Genomic DNA, 14,828 nt, shown 5'->3' with positions numbered 1-14,828 from the left:
AATGGGTTAGTACTGGTCTTCGTAACGCTTGGCGAGATCTTCGATGTTCTCCGGCGGCCAGGACGGCACTTCCATGCCGAGGTGAAGGCCCATGGAAGCGAGAACTTCCTTGATCTCGTTGAGCGACTTGCGACCGAAGTTCGGCGTCCGGAGCATTTCCGCTTCGGTCTTCTGAATGAGGTCGCCGATATAGACGATGTTGTCGTTCTTCAGGCAGTTGGCCGAACGGACGGAGAGTTCCAGTTCGTCGACCTTCTTGAGAAGCGCCGGGTTGAATGCGAGCTCTGTGACTGCCTCTTCCTCGGCTTCCTTCTGCGGCTCGTCGAAATTGACGAAGACCGACAGCTGGTCCTGAAGAATGCGGGCGGCGAACGCGATCGCGTCTTCGCCCGTGACGGAGCCATCGGTCTCGATCGACATCGTCAGCTTGTCATAGTCGAGAACCTGGCCTTCGCGGGTGTTCTCAACCTTGTAGGACACCTTCTTGACCGGCGAATAGAGGCTGTCGACCGGGATGAGACCGATCGGTGCATCTTCCGAACGGTTCCGCTCAGCCGGCACATAGCCCTTGCCGTTGTTGACGGTGAATTCCATGCGGATTTCCGCGCCCTCGTCGAGGGTGCAGATCACATGGTGTGGGTTGAGGATCTCGATATCGCCAACCGTCTGGATATCGCCGGCCGTAACGACTCCCGGACCCTGCTTGCGCACGACCATGCGCTTGGAATCGTCGCCATCCATCTTGATGGCGATTTCCTTGATGTTGAGCACGATGTCCGTCACGTCTTCCCGCACACCCGGGATCGAGGAGAACTCGTGCAATACGCCGTCGATCTGCACCGCGGTGACGGCAGCACCGCGCAGCGACGACAAAAGCACGCGACGAAGCGCGTTGCCGAGGGTCAGACCAAAGCCGCGCTCAAGCGGTTCCGCCACCAGCGTTGCCTTGGTGCGGCCGGAGGAGGTGAAATCCACCTTGTTCGGCTTGATCAGTTCCTGCCAATTTTTCTGGATCATGTTTTCTGCCTTCCGTTCGTTGCCACCATCCAATCGTGGCAACCGAGCCCCGAAGTCCGGGAGAACGCTCCCGCGCTCTCACCGGAATCTTGAATACAAATGATCAGACGCGGCGCTTCTTGCGCGGGCGGCAGCCGTTGTGCGGGATCGGCGTCACGTCGCGGATCGACGTGATCATGAAGCCCGCAGCCTGCAGCGCGCGAAGGGCGGATTCACGGCCCGAACCCGGTCCGCAAACTTCCACTTCCAGCGACTTCATGCCGTGTTCCTGGGCCTTCTTGGCGCAGTCTTCGGCGGCGATCTGAGCGGCGAACGGGGTCGACTTGCGCGAACCCTTGAAGCCCTTTGCACCGGCAGACGACCAGGCAATTGCATTGCCCTGTGCGTCGGTGATGGTGATCATCGTGTTGTTGAACGACGAATTGACGTGCGCGACGCCAGACGTGATGTTCTTGCGCTCGCGGCGGCGAACGCGGGTGGCTTCCTTGGCCATGGGATCCCTTTCTTAGATCTCTGCACCGCCGTAATTCCAGCGGCTCCACCGGGAAAAGGATTGGTCGTCCCCTACCCTGCATCTTCGATTTTCACGAAACCGGCACGCCGGCTCCGCATTAGCTTCGCTGAACCGAGAGCGGCCCTGCGCAGGTCGGGCACGCGCCCTTCCCAAACTGCAAAAGGAGGCCGGCGCGGGCGCCAGCCTCCCGATCTCCCTTTGCGGGAAATTACTTCTTCTTGCCGGCGATCGCCTTTGCCGGACCCTTGCGGGTGCGGGCATTGGTGTGCGTGCGCTGGCCGCGCACCGGCAGGCCGCGACGATGACGCAGGCCACGATAGCAGCCGAGGTCCATCAGGCGCTTGATGTTCATCGCCGTTTCGCGGCGCAGGTCGCCCTCGACCTGGTAGTCGCGGTCGATCGTCTCGCGGACCTGAAGGACTTCGGCGTCCGTCAGCTGGTGTACGCGACGGTCAGCCGGAATGCCGACCTTCTCGATGATTTCCTGCGCGAATTTCGGGCCGATCCCGTGAATGTAGGTCAGCGCGATGACGACGCGCTTTGCCGTCGGGATGTTGACGCCAGCGATACGTGCCACGTCTATTCTCCTTGCGTTCCAGTTGCCATCCGGCAATAGGTGCTTCGTTACGCGACCTCGAAGAGCCGCACGTTGATTGAGGTTCGAGACACGTCAAAAACGACCGTACCCGGACTTCTTTGTTTTGAAGACCGCGCCGATCGCTTCTCATGTCGCGAGTTGACGCTGTCTTTGGAGGAATCACCCGGAAAAGTCAACTCCCCGGCGCTTCCATTTTGGCAAAGACGACAGCCTATGCCAGAATCTTGTCGATCTCGGCGGTGACCGCTTCCACGTCCGCCATCCCGTCAACGGTCTTCAACTGACCGGTGCGGGCATAGTGCTCCGAAAGCGGAGCAGTTTTTTCCCTGTATTCCTTCAAGCGACGCTTGAAGGCCTCGGGATTGTCGTCGGAGCGCACCGTACCGCCGGCGGCGACGGTTTCCGCTACGCGATTCTCCATACGCCGGACAAGGGCCGCCTCGTCAACCTTCAGCTCGATGACGGCGTCCAGTTGCAGCCCCTTGGCCTCGAGCATCCGATCGAGCGCAATCGCCTGCGGAACCGTGCGCGGATAGCCATCAAGAATGAAACCTTTCGCACAGTCCGGTGCGTCGATGCGGTCGGAGACGATTTCGTTGACGATTTCATCGGAGACCAGCTGGCCGGCATCCATCACGGCTTTCGCTCGCTTGCCGACCTCGGTTGCCTGAGCAACGGCCGCGCGCAGCATGTCCCCTGTGGAAAGCTGCGGGATGCCGTATCTCTCCGTCAGAAGCTTGGCCTGCGTACCCTTGCCGGCGCCCGGTGGTCCCAAAAAAATAAGTCTCATCGTCCCCTCTTTCCTCCGCGCAGCTTCGACTTCTTGATCAGCCCCTCATACTGCTGGGCGATGAGGTGACCCTGGATCTGTGCTACCGTATCAAGGGTCACGCTGACAACAATCAAAAGCGACGTACCACCAAGGTAGAACGGCACGCCTGTCTGAGAGATGAGAATCTCCGGCAGGATGCAGACGAAGATCAGGTAGATCGCACCGATAAGGGTGATGCGGGTCAGAACGTAGTCAATGTATTCGGCCGTGCGCTCGCCAGGACGGATCCCTGGAATGAAGCCGCCATGCTTCTTCAAATTATCGGCCGTATCCTTCGGGTTGAAGACGATCGCCGTGTAGAAGAAGGCGAAGAAGGCGATCATCGCACCATAGAACAGCATGTAGAGCGGCTGGCCATGGGCGAGCGCACCGACGATCGTGGTCGCCCAACCGGGCAGCGTCGCGGCATTGGCGAAACCGGCAAGGGTCGCGGGCAGCAAGAGCAGCGACGAGGCGAAGATCGCCGGGATCACGCCCGAGGTGTTGAGCTTCAGCGGCAGGTGCGAGGTGTCGCCCTGGAACATGCGGTTGCCGACCTGGCGCTTCGGATACTGGATCAGCAAGCGGCGCTGGGCGCGCTCGACGAAGACGATCAGCGCGATGACCGCAACGACCATCACGATGATCGCCAGGATCAGCGGCGTCGAGAGCGCGCCGGTGCGGCCGAGTTCCAGCGTGCCTGCCAGCGCGCCCGGCAGAGCTGCGACGATGCCGGCGAAGATGATCAGCGAGATACCGTTGCCGATGCCGCGCGAGGTGATCTGCTCGCCGAGCCACATCAGGAACATCGTGCCGCCGAGCAGCGAGACGACGGTGGAAATCCGGAAGAACCAGCCCGGATCGTTGACGAGGCCGCTACCGCTTTCGAGACCGACCGCAATGCCATAGGCCTGCATGGCGCCCAGAAGAACCGTGCCGTAGCGCGTATATTGGTTGATGACCTTGCGGCCCTGCTCGCCTTCCTTCTTCAGCTGCTCGAGCGCCGGAACGACCGAGGTCATCAGCTGCACGATGATCGAGGCGGAGATATAGGGCATGATGCCGAGCGCGAAGATCGCCATGCGCTCCACTGCACCGCCCGAAAACATGTTGAACAGGCCAAGGATGCCGCCGGACTGGCCCTGGAAAGCCTGGGCGAACGCGTCCGGATTGAGGCCGGGCAGCGGGATATAGGTGCCAAGACGGTAAACCAGAAGCGCACCGAGGGTGAACCAGAGCCTTTTCTTCAGATCTTCCGCTTTGGCGAAAGTCGAGAAATTCAGGTTCGAGGCGAGCTGTTCCGCTGCAGAAGCCATGCAATTCTCCGCGTACCAAGTCTCGGAAACAGCGGGAAAGACCCGGTCAGTTCCGGCAAGAGTAAGTCTTCGTCGTTGAAAACCGGGCGCGAGGCGATTGTCGCTGCAATCGGATGCCTCACCGTGGTTTCCGTTGTGTCCCGTCGCGGCAAGTGATTCGCCGCCCTCGGACGTGAGGCTCACATATGGGAGCAAAACCGCCCGGCGTGAAGCACCCCGGGCGGTTCATCAGTCATATTATTCCGCAGCGGCGGCTGCGAGCAGCTTCACCGAGCCGCCGGCCTTTTCGATCTTCTCGACGGCCGGCTTGGAAGCGCCGGCGACTTCGAGCGAGATCTTCGCCTTCAATTCGCCGTCAGCGAGGACGCGGACACCGTCCTTCTCGCGGCGGATGACGCCGGCGGCCTTCAGGGCAGCCGCATCGATGGTCTGGGAAGCGTCGAGCTTCTTGGCATCGATTGCCGTCTGAATACGGCCGAGCGACACGACAACGAACTCCGAAGCGAAGATGTTGTTGAAGCCACGCTTCGGCAGGCGGCGGTAGATGGGCATCTGGCCGCCTTCGAAGCCGTTGATCGCGACGCCCGAACGAGCCTTCTGACCCTTCACGCCGCGACCGGCGGTTTTGCCGGAGCCGGAGCCGATACCGCGGCCAAGACGCTTGCGGCTCTTGGTTGCGCCCTCGTTGTCCTTGATTTCATTCAGTTTCATATCTCGATCCCCCTCACTTCTCGTCGACGACGCGAACGAGGTGCTGGACGGCCCGGATCATGCCGCGAACGGCCGGAGTGTCCTCCAGCGTGCGAACCCGGTGCATCTTGTTGAGGCCCAGACCGACAAGCGTCTGACGCTGTACGGCCGGACGGCGGATGGGGCTACCAATCTGCTCGACGGTAACCGTCTTCTTGGCAACTTCTTTCTTAGCCATCTGTCAGCTCCCTTATTCTTCGGAAGCAGCGCCGGCGGCAACGCGACGGGCCTGGAGCGTGGCGTACTTCATGCCGCGCTGTGCCGCGATGTCCTTCGGGTGCATCTGGTTCTTCAGCGCGTCGAAAGTGGCGCGAACCATGTTGTAGGGGTTCGACGAACCGGTCGACTTGGCGACGACGTCGTGAACGCCGAGCGTCTCAAAGACGGCGCGCATCGGACCGCCGGCGATGATACCGGTACCGGCCTTGGCCGAGCGCAGCAGCACCTTGCCGGCGCCGTGACGGCCGTTGACGTCGTGATGCAGCGTGCGGCCGCCGCGCAGCGGCACGAAGATCAGGTCGCGCTTGGCGGCTTCGGTTGCCTTGCGGATGGCTTCCGGCACTTCGCGCGCCTTGCCATGACCAAAGCCGACGCGGCCCTTCTGGTCGCCGACGACGACGAGAGCGGCGAAACCGAAACGACGACCGCCCTTCACCACCTTGGCGACGCGGTTGATTGCGACGAGCTTATCGACAAATTCGCTGTCGCGCTCTTCACGGTTCTGGCGATCTTCGCGAGAACCTCTTCTTTCTTGTGCCATTGTCCTCTTCCTTTTTCTTTTCCGGGTGCAATCGGCAGATTGACGAAAGTCGCCTCGTACAAGCCGAAGCGACCGGGGTAATGCGAGGCGGAATCCGCCCGGACATCTCTGCCCGGGCGGTGAACCTTAGAAGTTCAGGCCGCCTTCGCGGGCTGCCTCGGCGAGCGCCTTGACGCGGCCGTGGTAGATGAAGGCGCCGCGATCGAAGACGACGTCCTTGACGCCTGCCTTGGAAGCGCGCTCGGCGAGGAGCTTGCCGACGGCAGCGGCTGCTGCCGTGTCGGCGCCGGTCTTCAGCGAAGACTTGAGATCCGCCTCAAGAGTCGAGGCAGCGGCGATCGTCTTGCCGGCAACGTCATCGATGATCTGCGCATAGATGTTCTTCGACGAGCGATGAACCGACAGGCGCGGGCGGCCATTGGCGACCGCCTTGATTTGACGGCGCACGCGGCTGGCGCGACGCACAAGAGTATCTTTCCTGCTAGCCATTTCGCGTGATCCTTACTTCTTCTTGCCTTCTTTGCGGACGATCCGCTCTCCGGCATACTTGACGCCCTTGCCCTTGTAGGGCTCGGGGCCGCGGTATTCGCGGATTTCCGCGGCAACCTGGCCGACCTGCTGCTTGTTGATGCCCGAAACGACGATTTCCGTCGGCTTCGGCACAGCGATCGTGATGCCTTCCGGCGTCTGGTAGACGACGTCATGGCTGAAGCCGAGCGCCAGCTGCAGGTTCTTGCCCTGCATGGACGCACGATAGCCGACGCCGTTGATTTCGAGCTTGCGCTCGTAGCCGTCCTTGACGCCCTTGAAGATGTTCTCGATCATCGTGCGGGACATGCCCCACTTTGCACGAGCATCCTTGGTTTCATTGAGCGGCTGAACGACAACCGCATTGTTCTCGAGCTTCACCGATACTTCGTCGTTTGCTACGAAGAACAGTTCGCCCTTCGGGCCCTTTGCCGTTACCTTCTGGCCATCGACGTTAGCCGTGACGCCTGCCGGAACTTGAACGGGCTTCTTACCGATACGAGACATTTTTATACCTGTCTGTTCGCCATGGAGATCCTGCCCGGCCTTAGAAGACCGAGCAAAGAAGCTCGCCACCAACATTCTGTTCGCGTGCCTGGTGATCGGCCATCACGCCCTTCGGGGTCGAAAGGATGGTGATGCCGAGGCCGTTCGCGACCTGCGGAATGGACTTGACCGAGACATAAACCCGGCGGCCCGGCTTGGAGACGCGCGAGATCTCACGGATCACGGAAGCGCCTTCGTAGTATTTCAGTTCGATGTTCAGCTCGGACTTGCCGTTGCCGAATTCGACTTCAGAATATCCGCGGATGTAGCCTTCGGCCTGAAGGACATCCAGAACGCGTGCGCGCAGCTTGGAAGCCGGCGTCGAAACGCTGGACTTGCGGCGAGCAGCACCGTTGCGGATACGGGTGAGCATATCGCCCAAAGGATCAGTCATTGCCATGTACCCGTCTCCTTACCAGCTCGACTTGACGACGCCCGGCACCTTGCCGAGATTGCCCAGTTCGCGAAGCGCGATACGCGACATGCGAAGCTTGCGATAGTAGGCGCGCGGACGGCCGGTCACTTCGCAACGGTTGCGGATGCGAGTCTTGGACCCATCCCGCGGCAGTTCGGCCAGCTTGAGGGTGGCCTTGAACCGCTCTTCGATCGGCAAAGACTGGTTCATGATGATTGCCTTGAGGGCCGCACGCTTAGCGGCTTGTCCGGCAACCAGTTTGCGGCGGCGCTTGTTCTTTTCAACTGCGCTCGTTTTCGCCATAACAGCTATCCTTCTTTACGCTTGTCGTTACGGATTACTGACGGAACGGGAAGTTGAACTCTGCAAGCAGAGCGCGCGCTTCGTCGTCGTTAGTTGCCGTCGTGCAAACGATGATGTCCATGCCCCACATCTGATCAACCTTGTCGTAGTTGATCTCAGGGAACACAATGTGCTCCTTGATGCCCATGGCGAAATTGCCACGACCATCGAAGGACTTCGGATTGAGGCCGCGGAAGTCGCGAACACGCGGCAGAGCGATGTTCACGAGACGATCCAGGAACTCATACATCCGAACGCCGCGCAGGGTAACCTTGGCACCAATCGGCATGCCTTCGCGGACCTTGAAGCCAGCGATGGAGTTGCGAGCGCGGGTGATCACCGGCTTCTGGCCGGCAATCGCTGCGAGGTCGGCAGCAGCAACGGTCGGCTTCTTGGAATCGCCGGTCGCTTCGCCAACACCCATGTTGATGACGATCTTGTCGAGGCGCGGGATCTGCATTTCGTTGGCGTAGGAGAACTTCTCCTGCATCGCCTTGCGGATGCGCTCTACATATTCCTTCTTGAGCCGCGGCTCATAAGCGGTCTTAGCCATCGATCACTTCTCCCGAACGCTTGGCCACGCGGACCTTCTTTTCACCTTCGATCTTGAAGCCAACGCGGGTCGGCTTGCCGTCCTTCGGATCGGCGATCGCGATGTTCGAAAGGTGGATCGGGGCTTCCTTGCTGATAATGCCGGCTTCCTGGTTCTGGGTCTGGCGCTGGTGACGCTTCACCACGTTGACGCCACGCACCACAGCCCGGTCTTCCTTCGGCATGACCTGGATGACTTCGCCGGTGCGGCCCTTGTCCTTACCGGTGAGTACGACGACCTTGTCGCCCTTGCGAATCTTCTGCATCTCTCAACGCTCCCTTAGAGTACTTCCGGAGCCAGCGAGATGATCTTCATATGGTTCTTGGCGCGAAGTTCGCGCGGAACCGGTCCGAAGATACGGGTGCCGATCGGCTCTTTCTTGTTATCGATAAGAACGGCTGCGTTGGTGTCGAAACGGATGACGCTGCCATCCGGACGGCGGATGTCCTTCGCGGTGCGAACGACAACGGCCTTCATGACATCACCCTTCTTCACGCGGCCGCGCGGAATGGCTTCCTTGATCGAAACGACAATGATGTCGCCGATCGACGCATACTTGCGCTTGGAGCCGCCCAGCACCTTGATGCACATGACACGACGTGCGCCGGAATTATCCGCCACGTCGAGGTTTGTTTGCATCTGAATCATGTCAGGTCGCCTTCTTGTTGTTACCAGGCCGGTTGGGTCGAAACCCCCTCGCCCGGCTTATTGTGCTCATCTCAAAGCAAAAGAACGCCCGGACTCGAGCGTTCCCCAGCTTTAATTGCGTGCTTCATACAGATATTTGCCCAAGACGCAAGGGTCCGGAGGGCAAAACCTGCATAAATCAAGCCTGGGCGGCAACCACCGTCCAGCGCTTGTCCTTGGAGATCGGTGCGCATTCCTCAATGGAAACGACATCACCGACCTTGTACTGGTTGTTCTCGTCGTGAGCCTTGTACTTCTTGGAACGACGGACGGTCTTCTGGAGGATCGGGTGCGCAAAGCGGCGCTCGACCTTGACGACGACGGTCTTGTCGTTCTTGTCGCTGACGACGGTGCCCTGCAGAACGCGTTTCGGCATTTATTCTGGTCCTTAGGCCTTGGCTTCTGCCGCCTTCTGGCGGGCAATGGTTTTGATGCGTGCGATGTCCTTGCGGACTTCGTCGATACGCGAAGACTTTTCGAGCTGGCCGGTAGCCTTCTGGAAGCGCAGGTTGAACTGCTCCTTCTTCAGCTTGGCGAGCTCTTCCTTGAGTTGGTCGGCGCTCAGAGCGCGAACATCTGCGGCTTTCATGAGCTTCACTCCTTACTCTGCGATACGCTGCACGAAGCGCGTCTTGACAGAGAGCTTGGCAGCGCCAAGACGAAGTGCCTCACGGGCGAGTTCTTCGTTGACACCATCGATCTCGAACATCATACGGCCGGGCTTGACCTTGCATGCCCAATACTCGACCGAGCCCTTACCCTTACCCATGCGGACTTCGGTCGGCTTGGCGGTGACCGGAACGTCCGGGAACACGCGGATCCAGACGCGGCCCGCGCGCTTCATGTGGCGGGTGATCGCACGGCGGGCCGCTTCGATCTCGCGCGCATTGACGCGGTTCGGTTCCTGAGCCTTCAGGCCGAATTCGCCGAAGGCGAGATCAGAACCGCCCTTGGCGACGCCCTTGATGCGGCCCTTGAACTGCTTGCGATACTTCGTACGCTTTGGCTGCAACATTTTTTTACTTCTCCGATATTGGCTGCCACGCGCGAATGTTACGCGTTTTCACGACGACGGTCGCGACCGCCACCGCCCTGGTTGTCACTCTCGGTCGCGCGGCGCTCGGAAGCCATCGGATCGTGCTCAAGGATTTCGCCCTTGAAGATCCAGACTTTGACGCCGCAGATGCCGAAAGCGGTTTCGGCTTCGGCCGTGCCGTAGTCGATGTCCGCACGCAGCGTGTGCAGCGGAACGCGGCCTTCGCGATACCATTCCGTACGGGCAATTTCCGCGCCACCGAGACGGCCGGCGCAGGTGATCTTGATGCCTTCGGCGCCGAGGCGCATCGCCGACTGAACGGCGCGCTTCATCGCACGGCGGAAAGCCACGCGGCGCTCGAGCTGCTGGGCGATCGACTGGGCAACGAGGGTTGCGTCGACTTCCGGCTTACGCACTTCAACGATGTTGAGGTGCGTTTCCGAGTTGGTCATTTCGGAAAGCTTCTTGCGCAGCTTTTCGATGTCGGCGCCCTTCTTGCCGATGATCAGACCCGGACGAGCTGAGTGGATCGTCACGCGGCACTTCTTGTGCGGACGCTCGATGACCACCTTGGCGATACCGGCGGCCTTCAGCTCTTCCATCAGATAGGCGCGGATCTTCAGGTCTTCGTGCAACAGCTGGCCGTATTCGGCGTTGTCCGCGAACCAACGGCTGTCCCAGGTCCGGTTGATGCCGAGACGGAAACCGATCGGATTAATCTTCTGGCCCATTATGCGGCCTCCCCTTTGGCTTCCACTTCACGAACAACGATCGTCAAGTGCGAGAACGGCTTTTCGACGCGCGATGCACGGCCGCGACCACGGGCGTGGAAGCGCTTCATCACGATCGACTTGCCAACGTAAGCTTCCGCGACGATGAGCGAATCAACGTCGAGGTCGTGGTTGTTCTCGGCATTTGCGATTGCAGATTCAAGCGTCTTCTTGACGGTGCCTGCAATGCGCTTGCGGGAGAACTCGAGTTCGGCCAGAGCGCGATCGACCTTCTTGCCGCGGATCAGCGCGGCAACGAGGTTGAGCTTCTGGGGGCTGACGCGGATCGTGCGCGCAATTGCCTGCGCCTCATTATCCTTCAGCCGGCGTTCGGCTTTTGCCTTGCCCATTGTTACTTCCTCTTTGCCTTCTTGTCCGCGCCATGACCATAGTAGGTCCGGGTCGGAGAGAATTCGCCAAACTTGTGTCCGACCATGTCTTCGTTGACGCTGACCGGGACGTGCTTGCTGCCGTTGTAGACGCCGAAGGTGAGGCCGACAAACTGCGGAAGGATCGTGGAGCGGCGGCTCCAAATCTTGATCACTTCGTTACGACCGCCTTCGCGGACCTTCTCAGCCTTCTTGAGAAGATAACCGTCAACGAACGGACCTTTCCATACTGAACGAGTCATTCGAGACTTCCTCTCTTACTTCTTCTTCTGGTGACGCGAGCGCATGATGAACTTGTCGGTCGACTTGTTGGAGCGCGTACGCTTGCCCTTCGTGGGCTTGCCCCACGGGGTAACCGGGTGACGACCACCCGAGGTACGGCCTTCACCACCGCCGTGCGGATGGTCGACCGGGTTCATGACGACACCGCGTACGTGCGGGCGCTTGCCGCGCCAACGCGAACGGCCAGCCTTACCGTCATTGATGTTGCCGTGATCGGGGTTCGATACAGCACCGATCGATGCAAGGCAAGAGCCGTGCACCAGGCGCTGTTCGCCCGAGTTCAAACGCAGGATCGCCATGCCCTGGTCGCGACCGACGAGCTGCGCATAGGTTCCGGCGGAGCGGGCGATCTGGCCACCCTTGCCCGGCTTCATCTCCACGTTGTGGATGATGGAGCCGACCGGGATGAACTGCAGCGGCATGGTGTTGCCCGGCTTGACGTCGACAGCCTTGTCCGACGCGATAACCTTGTCACCGGCGGCAAGACGCTGCGGAGCCAGGATATAGGCCTGTTCGCCATCGGTATAGTTGACGAGCGCGATGAAGGCGGTGCGGTTCGGGTCGTATTCCAGACGCTCGACCGTGCCCTCGACGTCGAACTTGCGACGCTTGAAGTCGACCAGACGGTAGGACCGCTTATGCCCGCCGCCCTGGAAGCGGACGGTGATGCGGCCCAGGTTGTTGCGGCCGCCCTTGGAGGACAGGCCCTCGGTCAGCGCCTTGACCGGCTTGCCCTTGTAGAGGCCGGCCCGGTCCACGATGACCAGTTGACGCTGGCTCGGCGTCGTCGGATTGAAACTTTTCAATGCCATTTTCTTGTTCCCTTTTGGGTTTTTACCCTAATGGGCCTATCCGTTAGAGACCGGTCGAGACGTCGATGGACTGACCTTCGGCGAGCGTGATGATCGCCTTCTTGACGTCCTTCTGCTTTCCGGCAAAACCGCGGAAACGCTTCAGCTTGCCCTTGCGGACGAGCGTGTTCACGGCCGTGACCTTGACGCCGAACAGGGCTTCGACTGCAGCCTTGATCTCAGGCTTCGAAGCGCCCTTGGCGACGTTGAAGACGACCTGGTTCTGTTCGGAAACCAGCGTCGACTTTTCGGTGATCGAGGGAGACACGATCACGTCGTAGTGGCGAAGATCCGTCATTTGAACCGCTCCTCCAGAGCTTCCACGGCAGCCTTGGAAAGCACGAGCTTGCCACGGCGCAGAATGTCGTAAACGTTGATGCCCTGGACCGGCAGAACGTCCACGTTCGGGATGTTCTGGGCTGCGAGCTTGAAGTTGTTCTCGATCTCGGCGCCGCCGATGATCAGAGCGTTGGTGAGGCCGAGCGAGGCGAATGCGCCGGCGAGCGCCTTCGTCTTTGCTTCGTTGGCGACGAGATCGTCGAGGACGATGATCTCTTCAGCCTTCAGCTTGGCCGACAGCGCGTGGCGCAGGCCGAGCGCGCGAACCTTCTTCGGCAGGTCATGTTCATGGCTGCGGACGACGGGGCCATGGGCCTTGCCACCGCCGCGAAACTGCGGAGCACGAGCGGAGTGGTGGCGGGCGCGGCCCGTACCCTTCTGCTTGTACATCTTGGCGCCGGTGCGGGCGACTTCCGCGCGGCCCTTGGCCTTGTGCGTGCCCTGCTGGCGCTTGGCGAGCTGCCAACGGACGACGCGGGCGATGATGTCTTCACGGGGTTCGAGGCCGAAAATGGCGTCAGAAAGGGAAACCTTTCCCGCGTCCTTGCCCTCGAGGGTTTTGACGGTGAGATCCATTATTCGGCTCCCTTACTTCGATGCTGCGGCGCGCACGGCGGCGGGGCGCGGTGCGCCTTCCGGAGTGCCCGACTTGATTGCGTCGCGAACGACGATCCATGCGCCCTTGGAGCCGGGAACGGCACCCTTGACCAGGATCAGGCCGCGATCTTCGTCGGTCGATACGACTTCCAGGTTCTGCGTGGTGACGCGGGTCTGGCCCATGTGACCAGCCATGCGCTTGCCCTTCCAGACGCGGCCCGGATCCTGGTTGGAACCAGTCGAACCATGCGAGCGGTGCGATACCGATACACCGTGCGTGGCGCGCAGACCGCCGAAGTTATGGCGCTTGATGGCGCCGGCAAAACCCTTACCGATCGTGGTGCCGGTGACGTCCACCAGCTGACCTGCGACGAAATGGCCTGCCGTCAGTTCGGCGCCGATGTCGATCAGGTTGTCGGCGGTGACGCGGAACTCGACGAGCTTCGCCTTCGGCTCGACGCTCGCAGCGGCAAAATGACCGCGCAGAGCCTTCGTCGTGTTCTTCACCTTGGAACGGCCGGCACCCAGCTGAACCGCGGTATAACCGTTCTTTTCTTCCGTGCGGTGGGCCACTACCTGGCAGTTCTCCAGCCGCAATACTGTTACCGGGATATGCTCGCCGGCGTCGTTGTAGACGCGGGTCATTCCCACTTTCTGTGCAATCACACCTGAACGCATCGGTTCACGCCTCTTGTTGAAGGGTTCCCGTCCGGTGCATTCGCACCTTCCGGTTTCCTGTTCCTGGAAGCCGTTGGAGAAACTCCACGTACCTTCCTTGTTATTTCGGCTTGCGCCGGGATTCCTAGAGCTTGATCTCGACGTCGACGCCGGCAGCCAGATCGAGCTTCATCAGCGCGTCAACCGTCTGCGGGGTCGGATCGACGATATCGAGAAGACGCTTGTGCGTGCGCATCTCGAACTGTTCGCGGCTCTTCTTGTCGACGTGGGGCGACCGGTTGACCGTGAATTTTTCAATCCGGGTCGGAAGCGGCACGGGCCCGCGCACACTCGCACCGGTGCGCTTGGCCGTCGACACGATTTCGCGCGTGGAGGCATCGAGGATCCGGTGATCAAACGCCTTGAGGCGGATGCGGATATTCTGGCCGTTCATTCGACTTGTCCTTGCTCGTGTTTCCAGTGCGCCTTTCAACGGCACACACTCAAACTTCTGAATTCGTTTCGCTTAGCCGCTTCTTTCAAAAATCGCAGGGACATGGGCGACCATGTCCCTGCCGAAACGGCTCAAGCCGTTTTCTTGNAAGCGCAGCTTCTCTTCCATGGCGATCGGCACGATCAGCTCGACGTCGACCGTCACGTTGTCGCCCGGCATCACCATTTCCGTGCCTTCCGGCAGCGTCACGATGCCGGTCACGTCCGTCGTGCGGAAGTAGAACTGCGGACGGTAGTTGGTGAAGAACGGCGTATGACGGCCGCCTTCTTCCTTCGTCAGGATGTAGGCTTCGGCCTTGAACTTGCGGTGCGGCTTGACCGAACCCGGCTTGCACAGAACCTGGCCGCGCTCGACGCCGTTGCGGTCGACACCGCGCAGCAGCGCGCCGATGTTGTCGCCGGCCTGGCCCTGGTCGAGCAGCTTGCGGAACATTTCAACGCCCGTGCAGGTCGTCTTCGTCGTCGGACGGATGCCGACGATCTCGATTTCCTCACCGACCTTGACGATGCCGCGCTCG

The 14,828-nt window shown here is 60.6% G+C and carries 27 protein-coding genes; all 27 read right to left on the bottom strand.

The window, feature by feature from the left end:
• Window positions 1-6: 6 nt before the first annotated feature.
• Window positions 7-1,017 (bottom strand): DNA-directed RNA polymerase subunit alpha, encoded by a 1,011-nt coding sequence (locus AU381_RS04720; protein WP_064240653.1) that lies wholly within the window; start codon window positions 1,015-1,017, stop codon window positions 7-9.
• A 103-nt stretch (window positions 1,018-1,120) separates the two neighbouring features.
• Window positions 1,121-1,510 (bottom strand): 30S ribosomal protein S11, encoded by a 390-nt coding sequence (rpsK, locus tag AU381_RS04715; RefSeq protein ID WP_003536496.1) that lies wholly within the window; start codon window positions 1,508-1,510, stop codon window positions 1,121-1,123.
• A gap of 229 nt (window positions 1,511-1,739) precedes the next feature.
• Window positions 1,740-2,108, bottom strand: a complete 369-nt coding sequence (gene rpsM / locus AU381_RS04710; RefSeq protein ID WP_064240652.1) for a 30S ribosomal protein S13 — start codon at window positions 2,106-2,108, stop codon at window positions 1,740-1,742.
• A 232-nt stretch (window positions 2,109-2,340) separates the two neighbouring features.
• On the bottom strand, window positions 2,341-2,919 hold the full coding sequence (locus tag AU381_RS04705) for an adenylate kinase (RefSeq protein WP_064240651.1): 579 nt from the start codon (window positions 2,917-2,919) through the stop codon (window positions 2,341-2,343).
• Entirely contained in the window at window positions 2,916-4,256 is a 1,341-nt protein-coding gene (gene secY / locus AU381_RS04700; RefSeq protein ID WP_064240650.1) for a preprotein translocase subunit SecY, read from the bottom strand. Before secY ends, AU381_RS04705 begins: the two co-directional genes overlap by 4 nt.
• Window positions 4,257-4,493: 237 nt before the next feature.
• Window positions 4,494-4,967, bottom strand: a complete 474-nt coding sequence (gene rplO / locus AU381_RS04695; protein ID WP_064240649.1) for a 50S ribosomal protein L15 — start codon at window positions 4,965-4,967, stop codon at window positions 4,494-4,496.
• A gap of 13 nt (window positions 4,968-4,980) precedes the next feature.
• Window positions 4,981-5,184, bottom strand: coding sequence for a 50S ribosomal protein L30 (rpmD, locus tag AU381_RS04690; RefSeq protein ID WP_003536508.1), 204 nt, complete (start codon window positions 5,182-5,184; stop codon window positions 4,981-4,983).
• Between the two features lie 12 nt (window positions 5,185-5,196).
• Window positions 5,197-5,766, bottom strand: coding sequence for a 30S ribosomal protein S5 (gene rpsE, locus AU381_RS04685; protein ID WP_012707768.1), 570 nt, complete (start codon window positions 5,764-5,766; stop codon window positions 5,197-5,199).
• 126 nt (window positions 5,767-5,892) lie between these two features.
• The gene (gene rplR, locus AU381_RS04680) at window positions 5,893-6,255 is read right to left on the bottom strand and encodes a 50S ribosomal protein L18 (RefSeq protein ID WP_064240648.1); all 363 of its coding nucleotides are present in this window, start codon (window positions 6,253-6,255) and stop codon (window positions 5,893-5,895) included.
• 12 nt (window positions 6,256-6,267) lie between these two features.
• A complete protein-coding gene (gene rplF, locus AU381_RS04675) occupies window positions 6,268-6,801 on the bottom strand; it encodes a 50S ribosomal protein L6 (RefSeq protein WP_064240647.1) in 534 nt (177 codons plus the stop codon).
• Window positions 6,802-6,841: 40 nt separating this feature from the next.
• The gene (gene rpsH / locus AU381_RS04670; RefSeq protein WP_064240646.1) at window positions 6,842-7,240 is read right to left on the bottom strand and encodes a 30S ribosomal protein S8; all 399 of its coding nucleotides are present in this window, start codon (window positions 7,238-7,240) and stop codon (window positions 6,842-6,844) included.
• 12 nt (window positions 7,241-7,252) lie between these two features.
• Window positions 7,253-7,558 carry a 30S ribosomal protein S14 gene (gene rpsN, locus AU381_RS04665; protein ID WP_026617384.1) on the bottom strand — a complete coding sequence of 102 codons (306 nt, stop codon included), beginning with the start codon at window positions 7,556-7,558 and terminating at the stop codon, window positions 7,253-7,255.
• A 34-nt stretch (window positions 7,559-7,592) separates the two neighbouring features.
• Window positions 7,593-8,150, bottom strand: coding sequence for a 50S ribosomal protein L5 (rplE, locus tag AU381_RS04660; protein WP_064240645.1), 558 nt, complete (start codon window positions 8,148-8,150; stop codon window positions 7,593-7,595).
• On the bottom strand, window positions 8,143-8,454 hold the full coding sequence (gene rplX, locus AU381_RS04655; RefSeq protein ID WP_064240644.1) for a 50S ribosomal protein L24: 312 nt from the start codon (window positions 8,452-8,454) through the stop codon (window positions 8,143-8,145). The genes rplE and rplX overlap by 8 nt, the downstream gene beginning before the upstream one ends.
• Window positions 8,455-8,468: 14 nt before the next feature.
• A complete protein-coding gene (rplN, locus tag AU381_RS04650; RefSeq protein WP_012707761.1) occupies window positions 8,469-8,837 on the bottom strand; it encodes a 50S ribosomal protein L14 in 369 nt (122 codons plus the stop codon).
• A 178-nt stretch (window positions 8,838-9,015) separates the two neighbouring features.
• A complete protein-coding gene (gene rpsQ, locus AU381_RS04645) occupies window positions 9,016-9,252 on the bottom strand; it encodes a 30S ribosomal protein S17 (protein ID WP_064240643.1) in 237 nt (78 codons plus the stop codon).
• Between the two features lie 12 nt (window positions 9,253-9,264).
• On the bottom strand, window positions 9,265-9,465 hold the full coding sequence (gene rpmC, locus AU381_RS04640) for a 50S ribosomal protein L29 (RefSeq protein WP_011975176.1): 201 nt from the start codon (window positions 9,463-9,465) through the stop codon (window positions 9,265-9,267).
• A 12-nt stretch (window positions 9,466-9,477) separates the two neighbouring features.
• The gene (gene rplP, locus AU381_RS04635; protein ID WP_003536531.1) at window positions 9,478-9,891 is read right to left on the bottom strand and encodes a 50S ribosomal protein L16; all 414 of its coding nucleotides are present in this window, start codon (window positions 9,889-9,891) and stop codon (window positions 9,478-9,480) included.
• 38 nt (window positions 9,892-9,929) lie between these two features.
• Window positions 9,930-10,643 (bottom strand): 30S ribosomal protein S3, encoded by a 714-nt coding sequence (gene rpsC, locus AU381_RS04630; RefSeq protein ID WP_012707759.1) that lies wholly within the window; start codon window positions 10,641-10,643, stop codon window positions 9,930-9,932.
• Window positions 10,643-11,032, bottom strand: a complete 390-nt coding sequence (rplV, locus tag AU381_RS04625; protein ID WP_012707758.1) for a 50S ribosomal protein L22 — start codon at window positions 11,030-11,032, stop codon at window positions 10,643-10,645. Before rplV ends, rpsC begins: the two co-directional genes overlap by 1 nt.
• Before the next feature lie 2 nt (window positions 11,033-11,034).
• On the bottom strand, window positions 11,035-11,313 hold the full coding sequence (rpsS, locus tag AU381_RS04620; RefSeq protein ID WP_018239488.1) for a 30S ribosomal protein S19: 279 nt from the start codon (window positions 11,311-11,313) through the stop codon (window positions 11,035-11,037).
• 15 nt (window positions 11,314-11,328) lie between these two features.
• Window positions 11,329-12,165 (bottom strand): 50S ribosomal protein L2, encoded by an 837-nt coding sequence (gene rplB / locus AU381_RS04615; RefSeq protein WP_064240642.1) that lies wholly within the window; start codon window positions 12,163-12,165, stop codon window positions 11,329-11,331.
• A gap of 43 nt (window positions 12,166-12,208) precedes the next feature.
• Window positions 12,209-12,502 carry a 50S ribosomal protein L23 gene (locus AU381_RS04610; RefSeq protein ID WP_012707756.1) on the bottom strand — a complete coding sequence of 98 codons (294 nt, stop codon included), beginning with the start codon at window positions 12,500-12,502 and terminating at the stop codon, window positions 12,209-12,211.
• Window positions 12,499-13,119: a 50S ribosomal protein L4 gene (rplD, locus tag AU381_RS04605; RefSeq protein WP_037383029.1), complete on the bottom strand. Its 621-nt coding sequence runs from the start codon at window positions 13,117-13,119 to the stop codon at window positions 12,499-12,501. Before rplD ends, AU381_RS04610 begins: the two co-directional genes overlap by 4 nt.
• Window positions 13,120-13,131: 12 nt before the next feature.
• The gene (gene rplC, locus AU381_RS04600) at window positions 13,132-13,818 is read right to left on the bottom strand and encodes a 50S ribosomal protein L3 (protein WP_064240641.1); all 687 of its coding nucleotides are present in this window, start codon (window positions 13,816-13,818) and stop codon (window positions 13,132-13,134) included.
• A 124-nt stretch (window positions 13,819-13,942) separates the two neighbouring features.
• Entirely contained in the window at window positions 13,943-14,251 is a 309-nt protein-coding gene (gene rpsJ / locus AU381_RS04595; protein WP_003507767.1) for a 30S ribosomal protein S10, read from the bottom strand.
• A 148-nt stretch (window positions 14,252-14,399) separates the two neighbouring features.
• Window positions 14,400-14,828 (bottom strand): EF-Tu C-terminal domain-related protein (locus AU381_RS04590; RefSeq protein ID WP_244520021.1); only part of this gene is annotated, 429 nt, incomplete at both ends.

The organism is Sinorhizobium glycinis, from assembly GCF_001651865.1.
In the GTDB taxonomy this organism is placed as follows: Bacteria; Pseudomonadota; Alphaproteobacteria; order Rhizobiales; family Rhizobiaceae; genus Sinorhizobium; species Sinorhizobium glycinis.
This window is presented reverse-complemented; position numbering and strand designations above follow the sequence as displayed.

What these genes read in the sequence shown, in the direction of transcription:
- AU381_RS04720 (WP_064240653.1), bottom strand. Translation starts at nt 1,017, where the DNA reads ATGATCCAGAAAAATTGGCAGGAACTGATCAAGCCGAACAAGGTGGAT.
- rpsK (WP_003536496.1), bottom strand. Translation starts at nt 1,510, where the DNA reads ATGGCCAAGGAAGCCACCCGCGTTCGCCGCCGCGAGCGCAAGAACATC.
- AU381_RS04705 (WP_064240651.1), bottom strand. Translation starts at nt 2,919, where the DNA reads ATGAGACTTATTTTTTTGGGACCACCGGGCGCCGGCAAGGGTACGCAG.
- secY (WP_064240650.1), bottom strand. Translation starts at nt 4,256, where the DNA reads ATGGCTTCTGCAGCGGAACAGCTCGCCTCGAACCTGAATTTCTCGACT.
- rplO (WP_064240649.1), bottom strand. Translation starts at nt 4,967, where the DNA reads ATGAAACTGAATGAAATCAAGGACAACGAGGGCGCAACCAAGAGCCGC.
- rpmD (WP_003536508.1), bottom strand. Translation starts at nt 5,184, where the DNA reads ATGGCTAAGAAAGAAGTTGCCAAGAAGACGGTTACCGTCGAGCAGATT.
- rpsE (WP_012707768.1), bottom strand. Translation starts at nt 5,766, where the DNA reads ATGGCACAAGAAAGAAGAGGTTCTCGCGAAGATCGCCAGAACCGTGAA.
- rplR (WP_064240648.1), bottom strand. Translation starts at nt 6,255, where the DNA reads ATGGCTAGCAGGAAAGATACTCTTGTGCGTCGCGCCAGCCGCGTGCGC.
- rplF (WP_064240647.1), bottom strand. Translation starts at nt 6,801, where the DNA reads ATGTCTCGTATCGGTAAGAAGCCCGTTCAAGTTCCGGCAGGCGTCACG.
- rpsH (WP_064240646.1), bottom strand. Translation starts at nt 7,240, where the DNA reads ATGGCAATGACTGATCCTTTGGGCGATATGCTCACCCGTATCCGCAAC.
- rpsN (WP_026617384.1), bottom strand. Translation starts at nt 7,558, where the DNA reads ATGGCGAAAACGAGCGCAGTTGAAAAGAACAAGCGCCGCCGCAAACTG.
- rplE (WP_064240645.1), bottom strand. Translation starts at nt 8,150, where the DNA reads ATGGCTAAGACCGCTTATGAGCCGCGGCTCAAGAAGGAATATGTAGAG.
- rplX (WP_064240644.1), bottom strand. Translation starts at nt 8,454, where the DNA reads ATGCAGAAGATTCGCAAGGGCGACAAGGTCGTCGTACTCACCGGTAAG.
- rplN (WP_012707761.1), bottom strand. Translation starts at nt 8,837, where the DNA reads ATGATTCAGATGCAAACAAACCTCGACGTGGCGGATAATTCCGGCGCA.
- rpsQ (WP_064240643.1), bottom strand. Translation starts at nt 9,252, where the DNA reads ATGCCGAAACGCGTTCTGCAGGGCACCGTCGTCAGCGACAAGAACGAC.
- rpmC (WP_011975176.1), bottom strand. Translation starts at nt 9,465, where the DNA reads ATGAAAGCCGCAGATGTTCGCGCTCTGAGCGCCGACCAACTCAAGGAA.
- rplP (WP_003536531.1), bottom strand. Translation starts at nt 9,891, where the DNA reads ATGTTGCAGCCAAAGCGTACGAAGTATCGCAAGCAGTTCAAGGGCCGC.
- rpsC (WP_012707759.1), bottom strand. Translation starts at nt 10,643, where the DNA reads ATGGGCCAGAAGATTAATCCGATCGGTTTCCGTCTCGGCATCAACCGG.
- rplV (WP_012707758.1), bottom strand. Translation starts at nt 11,032, where the DNA reads ATGGGCAAGGCAAAAGCCGAACGCCGGCTGAAGGATAATGAGGCGCAG.
- rpsS (WP_018239488.1), bottom strand. Translation starts at nt 11,313, where the DNA reads ATGACTCGTTCAGTATGGAAAGGTCCGTTCGTTGACGGTTATCTTCTC.
- rplB (WP_064240642.1), bottom strand. Translation starts at nt 12,165, where the DNA reads ATGGCATTGAAAAGTTTCAATCCGACGACGCCGAGCCAGCGTCAACTG.
- AU381_RS04610 (WP_012707756.1), bottom strand. Translation starts at nt 12,502, where the DNA reads ATGACGGATCTTCGCCACTACGACGTGATCGTGTCTCCCTCGATCACC.
- rplD (WP_037383029.1), bottom strand. Translation starts at nt 13,119, where the DNA reads ATGGATCTCACCGTCAAAACCCTCGAGGGCAAGGACGCGGGAAAGGTT.
- rplC (WP_064240641.1), bottom strand. Translation starts at nt 13,818, where the DNA reads ATGCGTTCAGGTGTGATTGCACAGAAAGTGGGAATGACCCGCGTCTAC.
- rpsJ (WP_003507767.1), bottom strand. Translation starts at nt 14,251, where the DNA reads ATGAACGGCCAGAATATCCGCATCCGCCTCAAGGCGTTTGATCACCGG.